At 72.4% G+C, this 18630-nt stretch carries 19 protein-coding genes and 3 pseudogenes; 12 read left to right on the top strand and 10 right to left on the bottom strand.

What is annotated here, in order from left to right; genetic code table 11:
- Positions 1–425 precede the first annotated feature (425 nt).
- From AB0I42_RS22290 to AB0I42_RS22275, 4 genes and pseudogenes are all read right to left on the bottom strand, one after another.
- Positions 426–1397: pseudogene (locus tag AB0I42_RS22290) on the bottom strand (M64 family metallopeptidase); the annotation flags it as partial.
- Positions 1398–1621: 224 nt separating this feature from the next.
- Entirely contained in the window at positions 1622–2221 is a 600-nt protein-coding gene (locus tag AB0I42_RS22285) for a BTAD domain-containing putative transcriptional regulator (protein WP_357539543.1), read from the bottom strand.
- Positions 2222–2373: 152 nt separating this feature from the next.
- Positions 2374–2592 carry a hypothetical protein gene (locus AB0I42_RS22280; RefSeq protein ID WP_357539541.1) on the bottom strand — a complete coding sequence of 73 codons (219 nt, stop codon included), beginning with the start codon at positions 2590–2592 and terminating at the stop codon, positions 2374–2376.
- 12 nt (positions 2593–2604) lie between these two features.
- Positions 2605–2877 (bottom strand): SET domain-containing protein, encoded by a 273-nt coding sequence (locus AB0I42_RS22275; protein ID WP_357539539.1) that lies wholly within the window; start codon positions 2875–2877, stop codon positions 2605–2607.
- Positions 2878–3029: 152 nt separating this feature from the next.
- Between AB0I42_RS22275 and AB0I42_RS22270 the strand changes: the two genes are divergently transcribed.
- The 4 genes from AB0I42_RS22270 to AB0I42_RS22255 all read left to right on the top strand — a co-directional run bounded on the left by AB0I42_RS22270 (position 3030) and on the right by AB0I42_RS22255 (position 6140).
- Positions 3030–3407 carry a DUF2089 domain-containing protein gene (locus tag AB0I42_RS22270; RefSeq protein WP_357539536.1) on the top strand — a complete coding sequence of 126 codons (378 nt, stop codon included), beginning with the start codon at positions 3030–3032 and terminating at the stop codon, positions 3405–3407.
- Complete coding sequence (locus tag AB0I42_RS22265) at positions 3404–3664, top strand: hypothetical protein (RefSeq protein WP_357539534.1); 261 nt, start codon at positions 3404–3406, stop codon at positions 3662–3664. The genes AB0I42_RS22270 and AB0I42_RS22265 overlap by 4 nt, the downstream gene beginning before the upstream one ends.
- Before the next feature lie 10 nt (positions 3665–3674).
- The gene (locus tag AB0I42_RS22260) at positions 3675–4100 is read left to right on the top strand and encodes a hypothetical protein (RefSeq protein ID WP_357539532.1); all 426 of its coding nucleotides are present in this window, start codon (positions 3675–3677) and stop codon (positions 4098–4100) included.
- A 306-nt stretch (positions 4101–4406) separates the two neighbouring features.
- The gene (locus AB0I42_RS22255; protein WP_357539530.1) at positions 4407–6140 is read left to right on the top strand and encodes a PucR family transcriptional regulator ligand-binding domain-containing protein; all 1734 of its coding nucleotides are present in this window, start codon (positions 4407–4409) and stop codon (positions 6138–6140) included.
- Between the two features lie 10 nt (positions 6141–6150).
- Here the strand turns inward: AB0I42_RS22255 and AB0I42_RS22250 are convergent, their stop codons facing one another.
- Complete coding sequence (locus AB0I42_RS22250) at positions 6151–6948, bottom strand: Clp protease N-terminal domain-containing protein (protein ID WP_357539528.1); 798 nt, start codon at positions 6946–6948, stop codon at positions 6151–6153.
- 189 nt (positions 6949–7137) lie between these two features.
- On the opposite strand from AB0I42_RS22250, the gene AB0I42_RS22245 reads away from it, so the two are divergent.
- Positions 7138–7401 carry a GlsB/YeaQ/YmgE family stress response membrane protein gene (locus tag AB0I42_RS22245; protein ID WP_357539526.1) on the top strand — a complete coding sequence of 88 codons (264 nt, stop codon included), beginning with the start codon at positions 7138–7140 and terminating at the stop codon, positions 7399–7401.
- 47 nt (positions 7402–7448) lie between these two features.
- A complete protein-coding gene (locus AB0I42_RS22240; RefSeq protein WP_357539524.1) occupies positions 7449–8570 on the top strand; it encodes a hypothetical protein in 1122 nt (373 codons plus the stop codon).
- A gap of 21 nt (positions 8571–8591) precedes the next feature.
- Here AB0I42_RS22240 and AB0I42_RS22235 read toward each other — a convergent pair whose 3' ends face one another.
- Positions 8592–9941 (bottom strand): hypothetical protein, encoded by a 1350-nt coding sequence (locus AB0I42_RS22235; protein WP_357539522.1) that lies wholly within the window; start codon positions 9939–9941, stop codon positions 8592–8594.
- A gap of 38 nt (positions 9942–9979) precedes the next feature.
- Here AB0I42_RS22235 and AB0I42_RS22230 point away from each other — a divergent pair.
- From AB0I42_RS22230 to AB0I42_RS22220, 3 genes and pseudogenes are all read left to right on the top strand, one after another.
- Positions 9980–10696 (top strand): annotated as a pseudogene (locus AB0I42_RS22230) (Mur ligase family protein); the annotation flags it as partial.
- A 168-nt stretch (positions 10697–10864) separates the two neighbouring features.
- Positions 10865–11491, top strand: a pseudogene (locus AB0I42_RS22225) (UDP-N-acetylmuramoyl-L-alanine--D-glutamate ligase); the annotation flags it as partial.
- 35 nt (positions 11492–11526) lie between these two features.
- Positions 11527–12174, top strand: a complete 648-nt coding sequence (locus AB0I42_RS22220; RefSeq protein ID WP_357539520.1) for a hypothetical protein — start codon at positions 11527–11529, stop codon at positions 12172–12174.
- Between the two features lie 65 nt (positions 12175–12239).
- On the opposite strand, the gene AB0I42_RS22215 is transcribed toward AB0I42_RS22220, so the two are convergent.
- Positions 12240–12560 carry a hypothetical protein gene (locus AB0I42_RS22215; RefSeq protein ID WP_357539518.1) on the bottom strand — a complete coding sequence of 107 codons (321 nt, stop codon included), beginning with the start codon at positions 12558–12560 and terminating at the stop codon, positions 12240–12242.
- Between AB0I42_RS22215 and AB0I42_RS22210 the strand changes: the two genes are divergently transcribed.
- The gene (locus AB0I42_RS22210; RefSeq protein WP_357539516.1) at positions 12532–13026 is read left to right on the top strand and encodes a hypothetical protein; all 495 of its coding nucleotides are present in this window, start codon (positions 12532–12534) and stop codon (positions 13024–13026) included. The two genes, AB0I42_RS22215 and AB0I42_RS22210, sit on opposite strands and share 29 nt — an antisense overlap.
- On the opposite strand, the gene AB0I42_RS22205 is transcribed toward AB0I42_RS22210, so the two are convergent.
- Complete coding sequence (locus tag AB0I42_RS22205) at positions 13023–14015, bottom strand: hypothetical protein (RefSeq protein ID WP_357539514.1); 993 nt, start codon at positions 14013–14015, stop codon at positions 13023–13025. The two genes, AB0I42_RS22210 and AB0I42_RS22205, sit on opposite strands and share 4 nt — an antisense overlap.
- A gap of 161 nt (positions 14016–14176) precedes the next feature.
- On the opposite strand from AB0I42_RS22205, the gene AB0I42_RS22200 reads away from it, so the two are divergent.
- Positions 14177–15472: an aspartate aminotransferase family protein gene (locus AB0I42_RS22200; RefSeq protein WP_357539512.1), complete on the top strand. Its 1296-nt coding sequence runs from the start codon at positions 14177–14179 to the stop codon at positions 15470–15472.
- A gap of 70 nt (positions 15473–15542) precedes the next feature.
- Positions 15543–17036, top strand: a complete 1494-nt coding sequence (locus tag AB0I42_RS22195) for a CoA-acylating methylmalonate-semialdehyde dehydrogenase (RefSeq protein WP_357539510.1) — start codon at positions 15543–15545, stop codon at positions 17034–17036.
- A 108-nt stretch (positions 17037–17144) separates the two neighbouring features.
- Here the strand turns inward: AB0I42_RS22195 and AB0I42_RS22190 are convergent, their stop codons facing one another.
- Both AB0I42_RS22190 and AB0I42_RS22185 read right to left on the bottom strand, forming a co-directional pair.
- Positions 17145–17570 (bottom strand): hypothetical protein, encoded by a 426-nt coding sequence (locus tag AB0I42_RS22190; RefSeq protein ID WP_357539508.1) that lies wholly within the window; start codon positions 17568–17570, stop codon positions 17145–17147.
- 71 nt (positions 17571–17641) lie between these two features.
- A complete protein-coding gene (locus AB0I42_RS22185; RefSeq protein WP_357539506.1) occupies positions 17642–18619 on the bottom strand; it encodes a YafY family protein in 978 nt (325 codons plus the stop codon).
- Positions 18620–18630: the final 11 nt, after the last annotated feature.

Here is an 18630-nt window from a genome sequence, read left to right as displayed (position 1 = left end):
GCGGGAGGCGTACCGGGGCTGGGCGAGCCGTCGCCCGGAATACCGGTCCGGGCAGCGCGCACGCCGCGTCGCCGTACCTCCCGGGGCGTCCGGTCCCGGGCGAGCCTGGGACCGGACGGCGGCGGTCAGGGAGCGTCGTAGCCCAGCGTGTAGGACCCGGCGCCGCTGACCGACCGGACCTGGTACAGGTAGTACCCGGCCGTGCCGTTGTACGTCAGTGTCTCGTCGGCGCCGGTGGTGGCGCCGGAGGCGACCGTGGCCCACGCGCTGCCGTTCCACTTCTGCAGGTGCAGGTCGAACTCGGTGCCGGCGGGACCGTCCAGGCAGGCGCGGTGCTGGCCGGAGGCGGCGGTGTGGAAGTAGGTGCCGTCCGGCTGGTATGCCGTGCCGCCGCTGGACAGCGAGCCGGTACGTGAACTCCCGTAGCCGGTGCAGCCGGGGCCGCCACTGATCCGCGCCGCGATGGCGCGGTCCATCACCGCCAGGCCGACCGAGTTGAACGGCTTGGCCAGGCTACGCATCAGCGAGTCCTGCGACGGCCGGTAGATGCCGTACGCGTACTGGTGCCCGCCCTGGTACGCGCCGATCACGCCACCGTCCGGGGTGGCCTGGCCGAGATAGGAGGCCCACTTCGTACCGCTGGGGTTGGTGGTGACGTTCGGCTGCCGGGGCTCGGATCCGGTGTACGTGGTGCCGGCCGTGAAGTACTCGTCGGCCAGCCCGCCGACCGAGTGCCCCAGCTCGTGGATGGCGATCCGGCCGGAGGACGCGTTGCCGCCGGACACCGTGGACAGGCTCGGGTAACCGGCGCCGCCGTACGTGGTGCTGTTGCCGATCGCCACGATCGCGTCGACGCCGGGGGCCTGTGCCGCGTACTGCTTGGCCTTGGTCTCGTTCAGGCACAGCAGTCGGGCGATGCCGCCGCACCAGAAGTACATGTCCAGCGCGGTGTCCCGGCTGACGCCCTGGGTGGGGTCGTTGTCCACCCCCGACTGGTTGGAGATCACGTTGACCAGCCATACGTTGATCGATCCGCGGTACTTGTTCCAGGGCTCTGTCGCGGCGATCTCGTTCCATTTGGTCTGGGCGTGCTGCCGCAGCAGGCCCATCTGCGACGCCGTGTAGCCGTCGCCCACGATGACCATGTCGAACCGGGTGCTGGACGGTCCCGTGTTCTGCAGGGCGATCACCTCCGCCGCCGCGGCGGCGGCGGACTGCTGCGGCGTCATGGCCGTGCCGCGTTCCGTGGGCAGGTACATCCGGGTGATCGTGCCGTCGGGCGAGAAGACCTCTCGCCACTGCCGGTCCTGTGCCGCCGCCGCGGCGGGCGGCACCGAGGCGAACAGCAGGGTCGCGGCGAGGACGGCGGCGGCCAGGGGTACGGGACGTCGGTGCATGCGGACGCTCCTAGGGCTCGAGTGACCTGGGGGGACAGCGCGTGGTGCGTCAACACCATGCCGGTCCCGCACCCGCCGGCGGCAATCCCGAACCGGCATAGCACCCACGTGATCTCGCCCCGTCGTACCGCGCGATCGGCACCGCACTGCGGTGACCTACGCGGCGCCGTATGGCCGGGCGTGTAGCCCGCACTGCCACCCTGTGCGGCGTCCGATGATCGAACTCAGCCGGGGCGCTCCGCGAACGACAGGAGCATTCGCGCCTCCAACCGGATCCCGAGCGCCGCGACGCCGTCGTGGCGGAAGAGGCTCAACATGGACCAGGCCTCGACCCAGTCCTCGATCGCGGCCAGCCGGGCCTGTTCGAGCCGGGTGGTGTACGCCAGCGACCACTCGTACGGCTCCAGGCCGGCGAGCACGTCACCGCGCCACAACGCCAGTCCCCGGGCGAGCTGCCCGGCGGCGACCGCCCAGTCGCCGGCGGCCAGCGCCGTCCGGCCACCGGCCACGAGCTGCTCGAACACGTCGGCGTCGCACTCCTGCGGCGACACGTCCAGGCGGTAGCCGCGGGACACCAGCCGCGGACGCGGCTGCCCGGTGGCCGTCGCCCGGTCCAGCACGGCCCGCAGACCCGACATGTACGAGTACAGGTTGGTCCGCGCCGAGGCCGGCGGTCGCTCGACCCACAGCGCGTACTCGATCTCGTCGGAACTCACCACCCGCCCGGCGTGCACCAGCAGGTAGGCGAGCAGGACGCGTTGTTTCTGGCGGGGCAGGGCGACCGTCGTGCCGTCCCGGTCCCGGATCTCGAGTGTTCCGAGCACGTGGAAGGTCACTGTCCACTCCGGATGGAGCCGCCGGCTTCGGTCACCGCGGGCCCCGTCGTCGGTTCGGAGTCGGACACGCAGGACACCGTCCGTTCTGCACACTCACCGGTCGCCAGGAAGTGTATGGCGGCGCCGGCCACGGGTCCGGGTCACGTTGTCGCGATCCGCTCGGCGAGCCACGACATCCAGTGCCCCCGGTAGGCGTCCTGCAGCTCCGGCAGCCGCCAGTCGCGTCCGGTGACCGTCTGCCGGCACAACGGGCTGCCGCACCGGCAGGTCATCGACCAGGTCTCCGTGCCGGTGAGCGTGGCGTAGTCGATCGTCAGTTCCTCGCCGGCGGGGATGGGGCGGCGAGCGACGACCGTCACCGCGTCCAGGTGTCAGAGATTCGGGTCGCAGGAGTGGTTGCCGTAGCGCACCGGGTGCGCCGGATCGAGCAGCAGGTTGGTGTCCTCCGCGACGGCGACGCTGCTGTAGGGCGGGGGGACGGCGGCCAGTGCCTCGTTGTCCAGCACCGCACCACCGAATGCCATGACCGGCTCGTCCCGGTCGATGGCGCGGGTGGCGAACAGGCCGTGTCCCTCGATGGGCGACGGACCCACCCGGGCCCGCGGCGTCAGCCAGGAGTCGGAGGGGTAGCGGCGATCCGGCATCGATGATCCTCCAGGCGCGGCACTGGGACCGGCCGGCGGACCAAGGGTACCGGGCGCTGACCGGCCGGCCCGCGAAGGGTCTAGCGGCAGGCTTAAGAAAATTAAGATCAACTTCTTGAAAGTTAATGTTTGGCAGGGCTAAGGTTTCAGGTATGAGAGAGCAGGCGATGGACTGGCAGGAGCTTACGAACCTGACCCGGGGGCAGCCGTTCGTCGTCGAGCGGGTGCGCCTGGCCGGCAACGGTGTCGCGATCGAGGGCGAGTTCGAGCTACCGCAACTGGCTCAGCTCAGCGTCGAGGACCAGGTCTTCGTCACGGCGTTCGTGCGGTGCCACGGCTCCATCAAGGAGATGGAGCGGATCTTCGGGGTGAGCTACCCGACGATCAAATCGCGGCTGAACCGGATCACGCAGATGCTCGACTTCGTCGAGACCGACCCGGCGCCGTCCCGGGCCGACGTCATCGATCGGTTGCGTCGCGGCGAGATCACCGCGCAGCAGGCACTGTCCGAACTGGAGAGCCGGACATGATGCCGCAGTTGCTGACCGTACGGGTCGAGCGCCCGGCCGGTCGTCCCGTCCGGGTCTGGGGCCCGGTGCTTCCCGTGGTGCTGGTGTTCCTGCCGGTCGTGGTCCTGACCCTGCTGGTGGCGGCCGTGGCCTGCCTCGTCTACCGCGTCAGCGTGGTGCGGGCGTTCGGCACCGGTTGGCGCGTCGTGTCCGCCCTGCCCGGCACCCGGTTCGACATCGAGCACGACCGTACGGCCGTGCTCGTGGCTATCAGATAGGAGCGTGGAGATGAACGAACAGCGTAGGGACATCCTCGACATGCTGGCCGAGGGCAAGATCACCGCGGAGGAGGCCGAACGGCTCATCGCCGCGCTCGAACGGGACGAGCCGCCGCCGGCATCGAGCCTCGACGCCCGGCCGAAGGGCAAGGCCAGGTATCTGCGGGTGATGGTGGACGCCCTTGACGAGAACGGCGTGCCGGGGCGGGTCAACGTACGGGTGCCGCTGCAACTCCTGCGGGCCGGGGTCCGGCTGACGGCCCTGATCCCGCCGCCGGCACTGGGTAAGGCCAACACCGAACTGGGCAAGTCGGGCGTGCCGATCGACCTGACGCAGCTCAAGCCCGAACAGCTCGAGGCTCTGGTGGATCACCTCGAAGAGATGACGGTGGAGGTCGATCAGCCCGATGCCAAGGTGCGTGTCTTCTGCGAGTAGGCGCCGTCCAGGTGGACGGACCCTCGAGAGGGTGCTGGAACACCCTCCCGAGGCCGCGCCCGCTACAGCAGAGCACGTGAACTGCCAGCCTGAAGTCTAGCCACCCGCCGAACCAGCAGGGCCCCTGGCAGCTTCGTCGGTGACCGCGTCGCACGGCGCGGTCACCGACGGAGGCCCTCGGGTCGGCGAGGCGACCGGCCGGCAACCTCCAAGATCCGCGTGATCAGGGACCGGGCCCCCGACACGCCGGCGACACCCCGGACTCACTCCCTGATCACCGGAATCATGGGCGGCTACCGTTAGCGGGTGTTCCCTACGGTCCGTCACGTGCTGGCGCTCGCGCCGGTGCGGCACGGGGTGCCCCGGATGCTCGCCGGGGCGGCCAGCCTGGACCGGGCGGTGCGCTGGGTGCACGTCGCCGAGGTGCCCGACATCGCGACCCTGCTCGGTGGGGGTGAACTCGTCCTGATGACCGGGATCGGGTTGCCCGCCGACGACGCCGGGCTGCGTGCCTTCGTCGCCGACCTGGCCGACGTCGGCGTCTCCGGCCTGGTCGTCGAACTCGGCCGGCGCTTCACCGGGACCTTACCGAAGGTGATGGTCGCCGCCGCCGAGCGGCGCGGGCTGCCGCTGGTCGAGCTGCGGCGGGCCACCCCGTTCGTACGGATCACCGAGGCGGTCCACGCGCTGATCGTCGACGCCCAGCTCACCGAGTTGCGGGCGACCGAGGAGATCCACCAGAGGTTCACCGAGCTGTCGGTGGAGGGCGCCGAGCCGGCGGACGTCGTACACCAGGCCGCCGCCCTGGCCGGCTGCCCGGTGGTGCTGGAGAACCTGTCCCGGCAGGTGCTCGCGTACGACACCGCGGGGGAGTCCGCCGAGATGCTGCTCGACGGCTGGGAGCAGCACTCGCGCCGGATCCAGCCGACCGGCCGGACCGCGTACGACTCCGACTCCGGCTGGCTCGTGACCACGGTCGGCGCCCGCGGGCAGGACTGGGGCCGGCTGCTGCTGCGCTGGTCCAACGAGCTGTCCGGCAGCGACCCGCCGCCGACCCGGCTGACGATCCTGGTCGAGCGGGCCGCGTCGACCCTCGCCCTGGGGCGGCTGATCCGCCGGGACGCCGAGGGGCTCGAGCGTCAGATCCACCGCACGCTGCTCACCGCCCTGCTCGACCACTCCCGGCCGGTCGACGAGGTCGCCCTACGGGCCCGCGCGCTCGGTGTCGCGCTGGAACGCCACCACCTGGTCGGGGTGGTGGTCCGGTTCAGGGCCGACGACGGCGGCGCCGAGGCCGGTACGGAGGCCGCCCAGGCCCGGCTGCGGGACCTGGCCGAGGCCGTCGGGCAGGCGCTGCGGGACGCCCGGCTGACCGGTCTGACCAGCGCCCTCGACGACCAGGCGGTGGGGGCGCTGCTGGCGCTGCGCGGCGCCGACGACGAGGAGCGGGCGCTGTCCGCGTTCGCCGCCGCGCTGCGCCGGGTACGCCTCGACGCCGGACCGCCCGGCCGGCCCCGTACCGGCGGTCCGGGCGACCACGGACCGGCCGCCGTGGGGGCGGCGACACCGGCGAACGGCGTCCCCCGGCCGGGCGGGCTGATCGTCGCGGCCGGCTCGGGGGTCGGCACCCTGCGCGAGGCCCGCCGGTCGCTGATCGAGGCGCGGCAGGTCGCCGACGCCGCCCGCCACGACCGGCGGGACGTGTCGGTGTTCCGGCTGCCGCACGTCGGCCTGGCCGGCCTGCTGCACCTGCTGCGTGAGGAGCCGCGCCTGCAGACGTTCGTCGAGCGGGAGCTGGGGGCACTGCTGGCGTACGACGCGAAGCATCCGCGCGAACAGTTGCTCGGCACGCTGCGGGCGTACCTGGAGAACGGGCGCAACAAGTCGGCGGCGGCGACGGCGGCGCACCTGTCCCGGCCGGCGTTCTACGAGCGGCTGGCCCGGATCGCCCGGATCCTCGACGCCGACCTCGACTCGGTCGACGCCTGCCTGTCGCTGCACGTGGCGCTGCTGGCGTTGGACGCCGTACGGGACACCTGAGCCGGGCGGATCAGCCGGTCGGCCCGGCCCGCTCCTCGAGCCGTTCGATGCGTTCGACGAGGGGTTGCAGTTCCCGCCGGATCGCCGCGCCGAGGGCCGCCGCCATCTCCGGCCCGGCGGCGGGTCCGCCCTGCTGCGTCGGCAGGGCGGGCGGGCCGCCGTCCTGAACCGGCTGGGTGGTCTGGGCGCGCAGGTGGACGTATCCCGCCAGGGCGGCGGCGACCGCGCGGCGGGTCAGCCGCAGTTCGGCGCCGAGTGAGCGCAGGACCTTTCCGGCGACACCGTCGGGTTCGGCGATCAACCCCAGCAGCAGGTGCTCACAGCCGACGTAGTTGTGGCCGTACGCGGTCGCCTCGGTGACCGCCAGTTCCAGCGCGCCCGCCGCCGGCACGCTGAACCGCCGCGATCCGGCGGGGGTTACCGGGTCGCTTTCGGCCAGGGTTTCGCGGGCGAGGTCGCGCGCGATCCGGGCCGGCTCGATCTCCACGGCGGGCAGCACCTGCAGGGCGAGGTTGGCGCCCTCGGTCAGCAGGCCGTGCAGCAGATGTCCACTGCCGACGATGGGTGAGCCGTCGATGCGGGCCCGGTCGATGCCGAGTCGCAGCGCGTCGCGGGCCCGGGCGGTGAAGTGCGGCAGCCGGGCGGCGAGGTCGTCGCCGTCGACGTCGCCGAGGCTGGTCTCGCGGATGGCGGTCACCCGGCGGACGGCCTGTTCGAGAGCGCGCTGGCAGACGGCAGAGACGGGCACGCCCGCCTCGCGGACCGCCTCGGCGAGTTCGTCGGGCAGGTACACGTTGATCTTCGGCATGGTCGGCTCCTTTTCGTGGCCACCTGTAACCCTGTTATACCCCCATTGGGGTTATAGGGCCAGTGTGAGCCCGAACCCGGATTCGGAACGCTCTTGATCGGGAAGGAAACAGGACGGCGTCGCCGATACAGGGACGCGCGCCGGCCCGCACCACGGGTCGGCGCCGAGTCAGGCACGGGAGGAACCACCGTGGAGATCACCGGCATCATCACCGCACTGATCATCGGCGCCGTCATCGGTGCGCTCGGCAGGCTCGTCCTGCCCGGCCGGCAACGCATCTCGTTCCTGCTCACCATCGCCGTCGGGATCGTCGCGGCCCTGCTGGGCACCCTGCTGGCCACCGTGATGGGGGTGGCCGAGACCCGTGGCATCGACTGGATCGAACTGTTCATCCAGATCGCCCTCGCCGCGATCGGGGTCGGCATCGTCTCGGCCGCCGTCGGCCGCCGCTGACCGCTGACCTCCGGCCGGCTTGATCAAATTCTCTAAACTGCCTGGCCATGGCAGCACAGCGACGAGACGAGGGCCCGATCGAGCACCGCGGGACACGCCCGCGACGGCGTACGGCGGGTCGGGTGGACCTGGCCAAGGACACCCGACCCCGCCGGCGTCGGGACGTCTCGGTTCTGCCGGGCCTGCTGGCCCTCCTCGCGCTCATCGGCGGCCCGATCCTCGCCGGTGTGTTCGCCGTACCCATCCGCGCCACGGTGGCCGGCGCCGCCTGTCGGATCACCGCCTGCTCCGGCGTCGGCATGGTCACCGCCGGCTGGCTGGTCGTCGCACTCCCGCTCATGATCCTGATCACCGGCCTGCTGGTCGGCCGCCGGGCGGGCCGGATCGGCCAGGCCGCGTTCATCGTCGCGGGCATCCTGGCCGGCCTCGTGGCCCTGGTCTTCGTGCCCGGACGCGGCACCTCGTTTGCCTCGATCATGCGCGGCGTCGGCGCCGGCGCCGACCAGATGGCCACCGGCCTGCGGTGGGGACTGATCGGACTGGTCGCCGCCGGGGTGCTGGCCGTCGCCGCCCTGATGATGGCGCAGCGGCTGCGTAGCCCCGTCCGGGCGGCCACCGCGACCGTGGCCGCGCTGGCGCTGGTGACCACCCTCGGCGTCGCCTGGGTCCGTGCCACGCCCACCTACCTGACCGCCGCCGACGTCTTCCCCGAGGCGAGCTTCACCATCGGCGGCAACACCCTGACCCGGCAGAGCTCCGCCGACCGGCGCGGCTGTGCCGGCGTCCTGCCCGACGACGGGCCGCTGGAACGGGCACCCTGCATCCGTACGCTGCACGCCACCCTCACCACCGACGACAGCGACGCCCTGGTCAACTTCCGGGCCGTGCTCTACCCGAGCAACGACGACGCCCGGGCCGTGCGCAAGGCCCTGCCGGACGGCCTCGCCCCGGCCGACGCGCACGGCGAGGTACGCACCGTCTTCTCGGTCGCCAGCTCCTGGCTGCTCATCGGCGCGGTCGGCCACGCCGACGGCCGCCCGATCCAGACCGGCGACCGCGGCTGGCTGCTGTGGGCGCTGAAGTGCGTCACGTACCGGTTCCTCGGCGTGCAGTCCGGCCTCGGCGTGGACCCGACACCGGAGAACGGCATCGGCCCGCGCCGCCCCTGACCGTCGGGCCGCGACCGCCGGCTAGAACAGCGCGGTCAACGCCTTGGCGTACGGCGGCGGCACGTGGTTCGGCCCGGCCGGGGTGAACACGTCGGTACGCGACGCCGCCGGCCACGCCTCCGCCGGCACCGCCGCCATCAGCGACCGGACGACCGGCGCCCCGCGCCACTGCTCCTGCTCGGCCAGCAGCCCCAGCGCCACCAGCGACTCCTCGACCTCGCCGACGCACTCGAACGGCTTGTGCGCGTCGATGCCGAGCAGTTCCAGGTAGCCCGGCACCTGCGCCGGGTCGGCGAGCAGGTCGGCGCCGAAGATACCCTCGATCCGGGCCCGCGACATGAACGGCGCCATCGCCAGGAACACGAACCGGCACTTCGGGCAGTCGCCGCACCACCGGGCGCTCGGGTCGTGCAGCTTGAACGCCGCGTTGCAGCTGGTCACCACCGCGTCGTAGCGGTCGAACCGGGCGAACAGCCGGGCGATGTGCAGCTCGGACAGCGACCGCAGCAGCGAGAAGTACGGCTCGGTCAGCCCGGCGTGCTCCGACAGCGCCGCCCGCAGCAGGCCCTCGGCCTCGACCCCCTTCGACCACTGGTGGTTGATCTCGTGACCGTTCCAGATCAGGTTGGGGTCGGACGCCGACCGCTCGTTCGACATCACCACCGGGCCCAGCCCGTGCAGCACCGCCGTGCCGACCGCGATCAGCGAGTTGATCGCGGTGACCGGGATGTGGCCGTTGCGGGCGCCGGCCTTGTTCAGCTCGAACAGCAGCGGGTCGAGCCGGCGGCGGGCGGCCAGCGCCGGCAGCCCGGCCGCCGCGTTCACCGACTCGATCACCGGGTTGGGGTTGACCGAGAACGGCACCGGGTCGAAGCCGCCCTGCCGCAGCGCCTCCAGGCTGACGATGGAGTCCTTGCCGCCGCCGACGGCGGACAGCGGCCGCCGGTCGGACGTGTCGACCACCGTCGGCGCCGGCAGTTGCCCCAACGGTACGTCGAGCACCAGGTCCAGCACGTGCGGCAGCTCGTTGCGGTAGGCGTACTCGGCCAGGCCCTTCGTGTAGACGGCCTGGACCAGCGCGGTCGCGGCCGTGCCCAGCGGGGCCGGCGCCGCGAGCGACGGCGGTGCGGCCGCCTTGTAGTAGCTCACCCCGGCGACCAGGTGCAGCAGCTCCAGCACCCGGTGGAAGGTCAGCATCGTCGCCGCCGCCGGCGGCCGCTCCGGCAGCGGGAACGTCACCGTCTCGGTGAACCGGATCCCGCCGTCGGGACCGTCGAGGGCGTAGTCGAACGACGCCACCCCGCTGTCCGGATCGAAGGAGTACGACGGGAAGGTGAAGGAACGCATCCCCCGGAGCTGTTCGTTGCGCACACGCCATACTAGGCAGGCCCGACCCTGACCGAAGGAGAATGCCGGTGCGCCTGGCCGACCTGCGCGGACGTTCGGTGGCCGTCTGGGGGACCGGCCGGGAGGGCCGGGCGGCGGTCACCGCGATCGCCGCACACGCACCCGCCCGACTGGTCGCCGTCGACGACAGCGCCAACTTCCTGTCCCTGCCCTGGGACGGCGAACTGGCCCGGATCGCCCCGCTGCACGGCGGCGACGAGGCGTTCGAGCAGTTGGCCGCCGCCGACGTCGTGGTCCGCTCGCCCGGCGTACCGCAGACCCACCCCTGGGTCGTCGCGCTGCGCGAGCGGGGCATCCCGATCACCGGCGGCACCGCCCTGTGGATGGCCGACCACGCCGACCGGACCGTCGGGGTCACCGGCAGCAAGGGCAAGAGCACCACGTCGAGCCTGATCAGCCACCTGCTCACCGCCGTCGGCCGGCCGAACGTCTTCGGCGGCAACATCGGCGTACCCCTGCTCGATTTGCCCGAGGTCGACCTCTACGTGCTGGAACTGTCCAGCTACCAGTGCAGCGACCTGGCCGACTCGCCCCGGGTGGCGGTGGTGACCTCGCTGTTCCCCGAGCATCTCGACGCGCACGGCGGCGAGCGCGAGTACTACCGCGACAAGCTCAACCTGCTCGCCCACGACCCGGCGACGATCGTGGTCAACGGTGCCGACAAGCGCCTGCTCGCCGAACTCGCCGCCCTGCCGGCCGTCGCCGGACGACCGGTCCTGACCGCCGGCCGCTCCGACGTCGCCCCCGGACCGCTGCCGACCGGTGGCCTGGTCGGCGTGGCCGGGCCGGCCGGCGAACCGACCGTGGTCGGCGGGCCCGGACCGCTGGGCGAGCCGGTGGTCACCGACCGCCCCGGCGGACCGGTCGTCGACGGCGCCGACCGGTTCCACCTGGCCGTCGGGCCGGACGGCACCGAGTACGTCCACGCCGGCGACCGCCCGCTCTTCCCGCGCGCGGCCCTGCCGCTGGTCGGCCGGCACAACGGCCGCAACCTGTGCGTGGCACTGGCCGTCGTCGAGGCGCTCGGCGTCGACGTGATCGCCGAGGCCGACACGCTCGCCCGGGCGGCCCGCTCGTTCGCCCGGCTGCCGCACCGGCTGGCCGAGATCGCCGACCCGTCCGGGGTGACGTTCGTCGACGACACCCTGTCGACCAGCCCTTACTCGGCGATGCACGCCATCGACGCGTACGACGGCCGGTCGTTGACCGTGATCGTCGGCGGCACCGACCGGGGCCTGGACTACACCCCGCTGCGGGAGCACCTCGCCGACCGCGAGCTGACCGTGATCGGCATCCCGGACAGCGGCGAGCGGATCGTCGAGACGCTGCGCGACCTGCCCGGCGTACGCGCCGAGGTGGCCGAGGACCTCGTCGCGGCGGTCGCCCTGGCCCGCCGGGTCACCCCGGCCGGCGGGGCGGTGCTGCTGTCGCCGGCCGCCCCGAGCTACGGCCGGTTCCGCAACTTCGAGCACCGCTCCGAGGTCTTCGTGAAGGCAATCGCCGACACCGCCTGACCGGCCCGGTTGACGGTCTCGGCGACCATGGCCGAGTGGATCACGATGGCCGGTCGGCGCGTACGGCGCGTGTCCTGGTGGGCCTGGCCGCCGCGCCGCTGGCCTGGGGCAGCGTGATCTGGGTCGAGCGCCGGAACGTGCCGAACGTGTCGCTGCTGATGCACATCGGGCCGGCGGTCGAGATGGCGGTGTGGCTCGCCGCCCTCGTGCTCACCGGGTGGCTGCTGGCGAGGCTCGCGACGGCGCTCCGGTCGGCATGGGCGTCATGGGTGGCGGCGGTGGTGGCGGCCGCGCTCAGCACGCTGTGCGTGCACCTCACCAACTGGGCGGTGTACGACCCGAAGACGTACTACGCCGTGCACCGGTACTCCTTCGACGCGGTCGCCGCCGGGGTGCGGGCCGGTTCGATCGGTACCTCCGACGACTACTACGGTGAGCCGCTGCCGTGGCACCTGCGCGACCTGTCGACCGACGGGCGGGCCTCGGTGGCCGGTGACCAGGACGGCGAGCCGGTGGTGTTCCTGCCGCAGTGGCTGGGCCTCCCCGACGACGCGGGCGGCTACGCCTACCTCGCCGGCGAGCCGCGACCCGACCTGGAAGTGAACCTGTACGGTGCCCGCGCGTACCTGGCCGGCGGCATTCGGCTCGGCAACGGCTGGTGGTACGTCCTGCCCGGTGACTAGCAACCGGTCGGACCGCCGCTCGGCGGCCGACCGGGCGGAGCCTGCCGCCCCGGATGCCGGCGACCTCAGTCGCCGCCTCCGCAACCGCCGCCACATCCACCGCCGCAGCCCGAGGAGCCCTCGCCGCCCGCGCCAGCGCCACCGGCACCCCACTTGTCGTTGTTGCCGCTGCCCGAGTCACCGTCCTCGGAGGACATGATCAGCCAGGCCCCACCGCCGATGAGACCCAGGGCCAACACCCACTCCATGGCGTCCACGCCGCCGAGGATGCCACTGAGAACGAAGATCCCGAACCAGATCTGCAGTGCTTTCTTGACCACCGTTACATTGAAGCTCGTAGGTGGTTGGGAGGTAAGGGTGATCGCGCTGCGCCGCAGGATCCGCATCGACCGGATGACCCGGGCCGTCGACGCTCTGGAGCTACCCGACGCCGTCTTCAGGACATGCCCCTACCGGCCCCGCGAACTCGTCGAGACCGGGCTGCGGCAGTGGCTGCGCTGCTGCGGCGCGGCGATGCGCGACAACCGGATCATCGGCATGCCCTCGTACGCCGTCGACGAGGCCTGGCACGGCCTCATCCTGTGCACCGCCCGGTACACGGCGTTCTGCGCGGCCGCGTACGGCCGCTACCTGCACCACCACCCGGAGGGCGGCGGCCTGCCGGGCACGGTCGCCGACGCGGGATCGATGCACGACCAGTTGGGCCGCACCGTCGTCGCCTGGTCGATGGTGGCCCGGCCCGGTGAGCGGTGCGTGCTGTGGGACCTCGACGCCCGGGTCGGCGTACCCGAACCGTGGGGCATCCCGGCCGAGCGGGTCACCGCGATCGAGGCACTGCTCCACACCGGCTAGGACAGGGTCGCGTGCAGAGCGCGCATCGAGCGGACGGCGGAGCGGATCTCCTGCAGGTAGCGGCCCGGCGTCAGCACCGGAACCGGCATCCGGTCGTCCAGGTCGGACGGCGGATGGCCGACGGTCTCGATGCCACAGCCGTACGGCAGGCCCAGGGTGCGCAGCGCGTCGCAGTGCTGGAACGGCACGTAGATCGGCGCGGTGACCAGCAGTACCGGGTCGCCGGGGGACAGCCGGATCCGGCTGGCCCAGAACCGCTGCGTGTCGGCGGTGTGCGCGCGACGTACGGCGGGGTCGCCGGAAGGGGCGGCCAGCACCCGGACCTGCGGGCCGCCGGCCGGCCGGTAGATCCGCTCCGACCAGGAGCGGTGCGGGTCGTCGCTGTTCTCGCCGTGCGTGGCGACCGGAACGTCCACGTCGAACTCGCGGCGGACCGTCGCGTCCAGGGCGTCCACCTCGGACCGGCAGCCGGTGACGCCGGCCGCCGCCAGCGATGCCGTCTCGTCGGCGGTCAGCGGCCGGAAGCTGCCCAGCACGGCCACGGTCGCGGCGGTGATCCCCGCGCCGGCCGTCGCTGATCCGACCGCGGGACGCAGCAGCCGGGCGGCGCGCCGGACGCGGGAGACGCAGGCGTGTGCCAGGCCGCCGAGGACGACCAGGTGGGCGTACCCGGACCTGGCCGGCGGCCGGGGTGTGACCAGGCCCAGGGCCCGCGCGGACGCCAGCACCCGGCCGGCCGTCTCGGCCGGCAGCGCCGGTTCGCGGGCCTCCGGCCGCTCCCGGCCGGCGCGGAAGTCCCAGTGTGCGGCCGAGAAGTCGTCGAGCCAGGCCAGGATGGTGCCCAGATCCGCCGTCGGCGGCCGGCCGCCGAACGCGGTGACCAGGTCGGACAGTGCCGGCGACCCGAGCCAGCCGGCGATGCCGGCGGCGACGTCGGCGGCCGTGGCACCGGGCGCACCGGTCGGCAGCGGTACGGCGGGCACGGTCACCGGCGGATCGTATCGGTAAACGGCGGGCCGTCCGGAGCGTTCCGCCGGTTGACGGAGTGTCAATCGGCGCGTGCCGGTGAGCTACATCCTGACGGTTGCCACCGGTGGTCATCGGTGGCAGCGTGCAATGATCCGCGTACCCGGGTGAGGGGTTTGCTGCCATGACCACTGAAGACCTGCTGGCCCGGCACCGGGCCGTGCTGCCCTCCTGGATGCCGCTCTACTACCAGGAGCCGATCGAGATCGTATCCGGCGCCGGATGCCGGGTCACCGACGCCCAGGGGCGCACCTACCTGGACTTCTTCGGCGGCGTGCTGACCACGATGATCGGGTACGACATACCGGAGATCCGCGAGGCGGTCGAACGCCAGCTGCGCACCGGCGTGGTGCACACCTCCACCCTCTACCTCATCCGCCAGCAGGTCGAACTCGCCGAGAAGGTCGCCCGGCTGTCGGGCATCCCCGACCCGCGGGTGTTCTTCACCAACTCCGGCACCGAGGCCAACGAGGCGGCCCTGCTCGTCGCCACCAACCACCGCCGGTCGCACCAGATCCTCGCCGTACGCAACAGCTACCACGGCCGGTCGTACGCGGCGATGGGCATCACCGGACACCGCAGCTGGTCGGCGTCGGCGCTGAACCCGCTCCAGGTGAGCTGGCTGCACTCCGGTGACCGGCTGCGCGGGCTGCTGTCCCGACTCGACCCCGAGCAGCACGTCGAGGCGGCCGTCGACGACCTGCGCGAGGTGCTGGCCACCCAGACCTCCGGCGACGTCGCCGCGCTGATCGCCGAACCGATCCAGGGCGTCGGCGGCTTCGTGCACGCCCCCGACGGCCTGCTCGGCGCCTGGAAGAAGGTGCTCGACGAGACCGGCATCCTGCTCATCTCCGACGAGGTACAGACCGGCTGGGGCCGCACCGGCGAGCACTTCTGGGGCTACCAGGCCCACGACGTGGTACCCGACCTGCTGACCTTCGCCAAGGGCATCGGCAACGGGTTCGCGCTCGCCGGTGTCGTCGGCCGCGCCGAGGTCCTCAACGAGGTGCACGCGACCAGCTTCTCCACGTACGGCGGCAACCCGGTCTCCACCGCGGCCGGCAACGCCGTCATCGACTACCTGCTCGACCACGACCTGCAGGCCAACGCCGCCCGGGTCGGCGCGATCCTCGGCGACGGGCTGCGGGCGGCGGTCGCCGACCGGGGCATCGTCGGCGACGTACGCGGCAAGGGGCTGATGCTGGCGGTCGAGTTCGTCCAGCCGGGCAGCCGCGAACCGAACACGGCGGCGACCGTCGCGGTGTTCGAGGAGTGCCGGCGCGGCGGGCTGCTGGTCGGCAAGGGCGGCCTGTACGGCAACGTGCTGCGGATGGGGCCGCCGTTGACCCTGACCGAGGACGAGGCCCGCGAGGGCCTGGCGATCCTGGTCGACGCGATCACGAAGGTGGATGGGGCATGAGCGAGCGTAGCGAGCGAATCATCGGGCTCAGTGGGTCTCGTGCCGGGACCGAGCGGAGCGAGGGGGCGGCATGAGCGAGCGTATTACCCACTTTGTGGACGGGAAGCCGTGGACCGGGGAGCCGGGGCGTACCGGTGAGGTCTTCGATCCGGCGACCGGCACGGTCAGCGGTCACGTCGACCTGGCCGGCACAGCCGACGTCGACATCGCCGTCGCCGCCGCCGTACGGGCCGGCCGGGAGTGGCGTGACGCGTCGCTGGCCCGGCGTACCTCGGTCCTGTTCGCCTTCCGGGAGATCGTCAACGCGCGCCGGGACGAACTCGCCGCCACCATCACCGCAGAACACGGCAAGGTGCTGTCCGACGCGGCCGGCGAGGTCCAGCGCGGCCTGGAGATCATCGAGTACGCCTGCGGCATCCCGTCGCTGCTCGCCGGCGGCCACAGCGAGAACGTGTCGACCGGCGTCGACTCCTACACGCTGCGGCAGCCGCTCGGCGTCGTCGCGGTGATCTCCCCGTTCAACTTCCCGGCGATGGTGCCGCTGTGGTTCGTGCCGATCGCGGTCGCCTGCGGCAACACCGTCGTGCTCAAGCCGTCGGAGAAGGACCCGTCCAGCGCCGGCCTGCTCGCCGCCTGGTTCAGCGAGGCCGGCCTGCCCGACGGCGTCTTCAACGTCGTACACGGTGACAAGGAGGCGGTCGACGCGCTGCTCGACCACCGGGACGTGAAGTCGGTGTCGTTCGTCGGCTCCACCCCGGTCGCCCGCTACGTCTACGAGCGCGGCACCGCCGCCGGCAAGCGGGTGCAGGCGCTCGGCGGGGCGAAGAACCACATGGTGGTGCTGCCCGACGCCGACCTCGACCTGGCCGCCGACGCCGCCGTCAACGCCGGGTTCGGGTCGGCGGGGGAGCGGTGCATGGCGATCTCCGTCGTCGTCGCCGTCGAGCCGGTCGCCGACGCCCTGGTGGAGCGGATCGCGGCCCGGATCGGCGGCCTGCGTACCGGTGACGGCCGCCGCGGCTGCGACATGGGACCGCTGGTCACCGCCGCGCATCTGGCCCGGGTGACGTCGTACGTCGAGGCCGGCGCGGCCGCCGGCGCGAAGGCGGTGGTCGACGGGCGGGACGTGGTGGCCGACGGTGCGGCCGGCGGCTACTGGCTCGGACCGACCCTGTTCGACCATGTCACCCCGGACATGTCGATCTACACCGACGAGATCTTCGGGCCGGTGCTGTCGGTGGTCCGGGTCGCCTCGTACGACGAGGCGCTGGCGCTGGTCAACGGGTGCGAGTACGGCAACGGCACGGCGATCTTCACCAACGACGGCGGGGCGGCCCGCCGCTACCAGCACGAGGTCGAGGTCGGCATGGTCGGCGTGAACGTGCCGATCCCGGTGCCGATGGCCTACTACTCGTTCGGCGGCTGGAAGTCGTCGCTGTTCGGTGACACGCACGCGCACGGCCGCGAGGGCGTGCACTTCTTCACCCGGGGCAAGGTCGTGACGAGTCGCTGGCTCGACCCCAGCCACGGCGGCATCAACCTGGGCTTCCCCACCCAGACCTGAGTCCCGCACGTCCCTGACGCGCCCCTGACGCGCGTTGATCAAGGAGAAGTCGCGCGACGAATCGCCGCGATCCGGGCACGGCTTCTCCTTGGTCGACGGCAGGGGGGTTCACTCCCGGTCGAGGACCCGGTACGTGCCGGCTTCGTCCGTGGCGTCGGCGAGATCGGCGAAGTCCACGTTCCCGATGGACAGGTTGGCCGAGACGTCGGCGTACCAGCGGACCGGCAGCCGGAACGTGCGGCCGGGTTCGTCGTACGTGTCGACGGCGAGCAGGGGATTCTCGTCGTCGGTCATCGTGATGGTGTCGGCGAGGAACAGATAGGTCAGCTTGTCGTCGTCGCGGGCGGCGGCATCGAGGTCGACGATCGCCTGGACCGAGATTCGGGCGTAGGCAGCGTCGCTGACGAAGGTCGCGTGGGGATGCCGGTCGAGAAGGCCGATCTGTTCTTGCAGGGCGTGCCATGCGGTGTCGTCGGCGAAGTCGGTGCGGAGAACCAGCGACGTCAGGTCGGCCGGCTGGGGCAGGCGGATCATGTCCGTGATCCTCGCAAGCGTCGGCATGCCGCCGGTGCCCGCAGAACCGGGCGGCCTCGTCCGGGTGTCGCTCAGGCCGGCCCGTAGGTTCTGGCGAGTACGCCTACCGTGGCGGCCATTGCCTGGCGCAGTTCGGCCGGCGCGACGACCTCGACGTCGATGCCGAGCCGCAGCAACTCACCGCAGGCGTGCCCGGTGCTCTCGGTCGGGATGACAGCCTCGATCCATCCGTCGTCGCCGACGGCGGTCGCGGTGGCATCGACTGCCCGGACCACCTCCGGCGGGACGTTGTCGGGCAGCCGCCGACGCCCCTGCGGGGACAGGCGGATGGTGGCGGTGCCGGTGTAGCGGCGGGCCTGGAAATCGTCGAGGTAGGAGGTCCAGTACGCGGCCAGGTCGAAGTCCCGCGGCCGGTCGAACCGTTCGTCGCTCGGCGTCGCGTCGAGGACCTGGGCGACCCGGTAGGTCGAGACGCGGTCGTTGGCGGCGGCCACGAGATACCAGACACCGGACTTGAGCACCAGGCCGTAGGGGCGAAGGTGGCGGTTCACCTCCTGCGGCGCCCGCCAACGGCGGTAGTGCACGTCCACCGCGCGCCCGGTGAGGATCGCGTCGGCGAACAGGGGCAGGTACGGCGTCTGTTCGGGTTCCCGATACCAGCCGGGCGCGTCGAGGTGGAACACCGCCGCGGTCCGCGTCGCCTCCTCGCGGAGCCCTGCCGGCAGCGCGGCCAGCAACTTGAGCCGGGCTGTCATCGTCTCCGCCGCGAGCCCCAGGTCGGCGGCGGGGCCCGGCAGTCCGGCGAAGAGCAGCGCCCGCGCCTCGCTCTCGCTCATTCCGGTGAGGCGGGTGCGGTAACCGTCGAGCAGTTGATAGCCGCCCCCGGGGCCCGGCTCCGCGTAGACCGGGACCCCGGCGGCCTGCAACCGCGCCAGGTCGCGGTAGGCGGTCCGTACCGACACCCCTAGTTCGTCGGCGAGCGTGCGTGCCGACATGCGGCCACGGGATTGCAGCAACAGCAGCACCGACAGCAGTCGACCGGCAGACACGGACGCATTTT

The sequence above is a fragment of the Polymorphospora sp. NPDC050346 genome, assembly GCF_040655695.1.
GTDB lineage: Bacteria > Actinomycetota > Actinomycetes > Mycobacteriales > Micromonosporaceae > Polymorphospora > Polymorphospora lycopeni.
The sequence above is the reverse complement of the archived record's forward strand: the minus strand, read 5'-3'. Positions and strand labels throughout refer to the sequence as shown.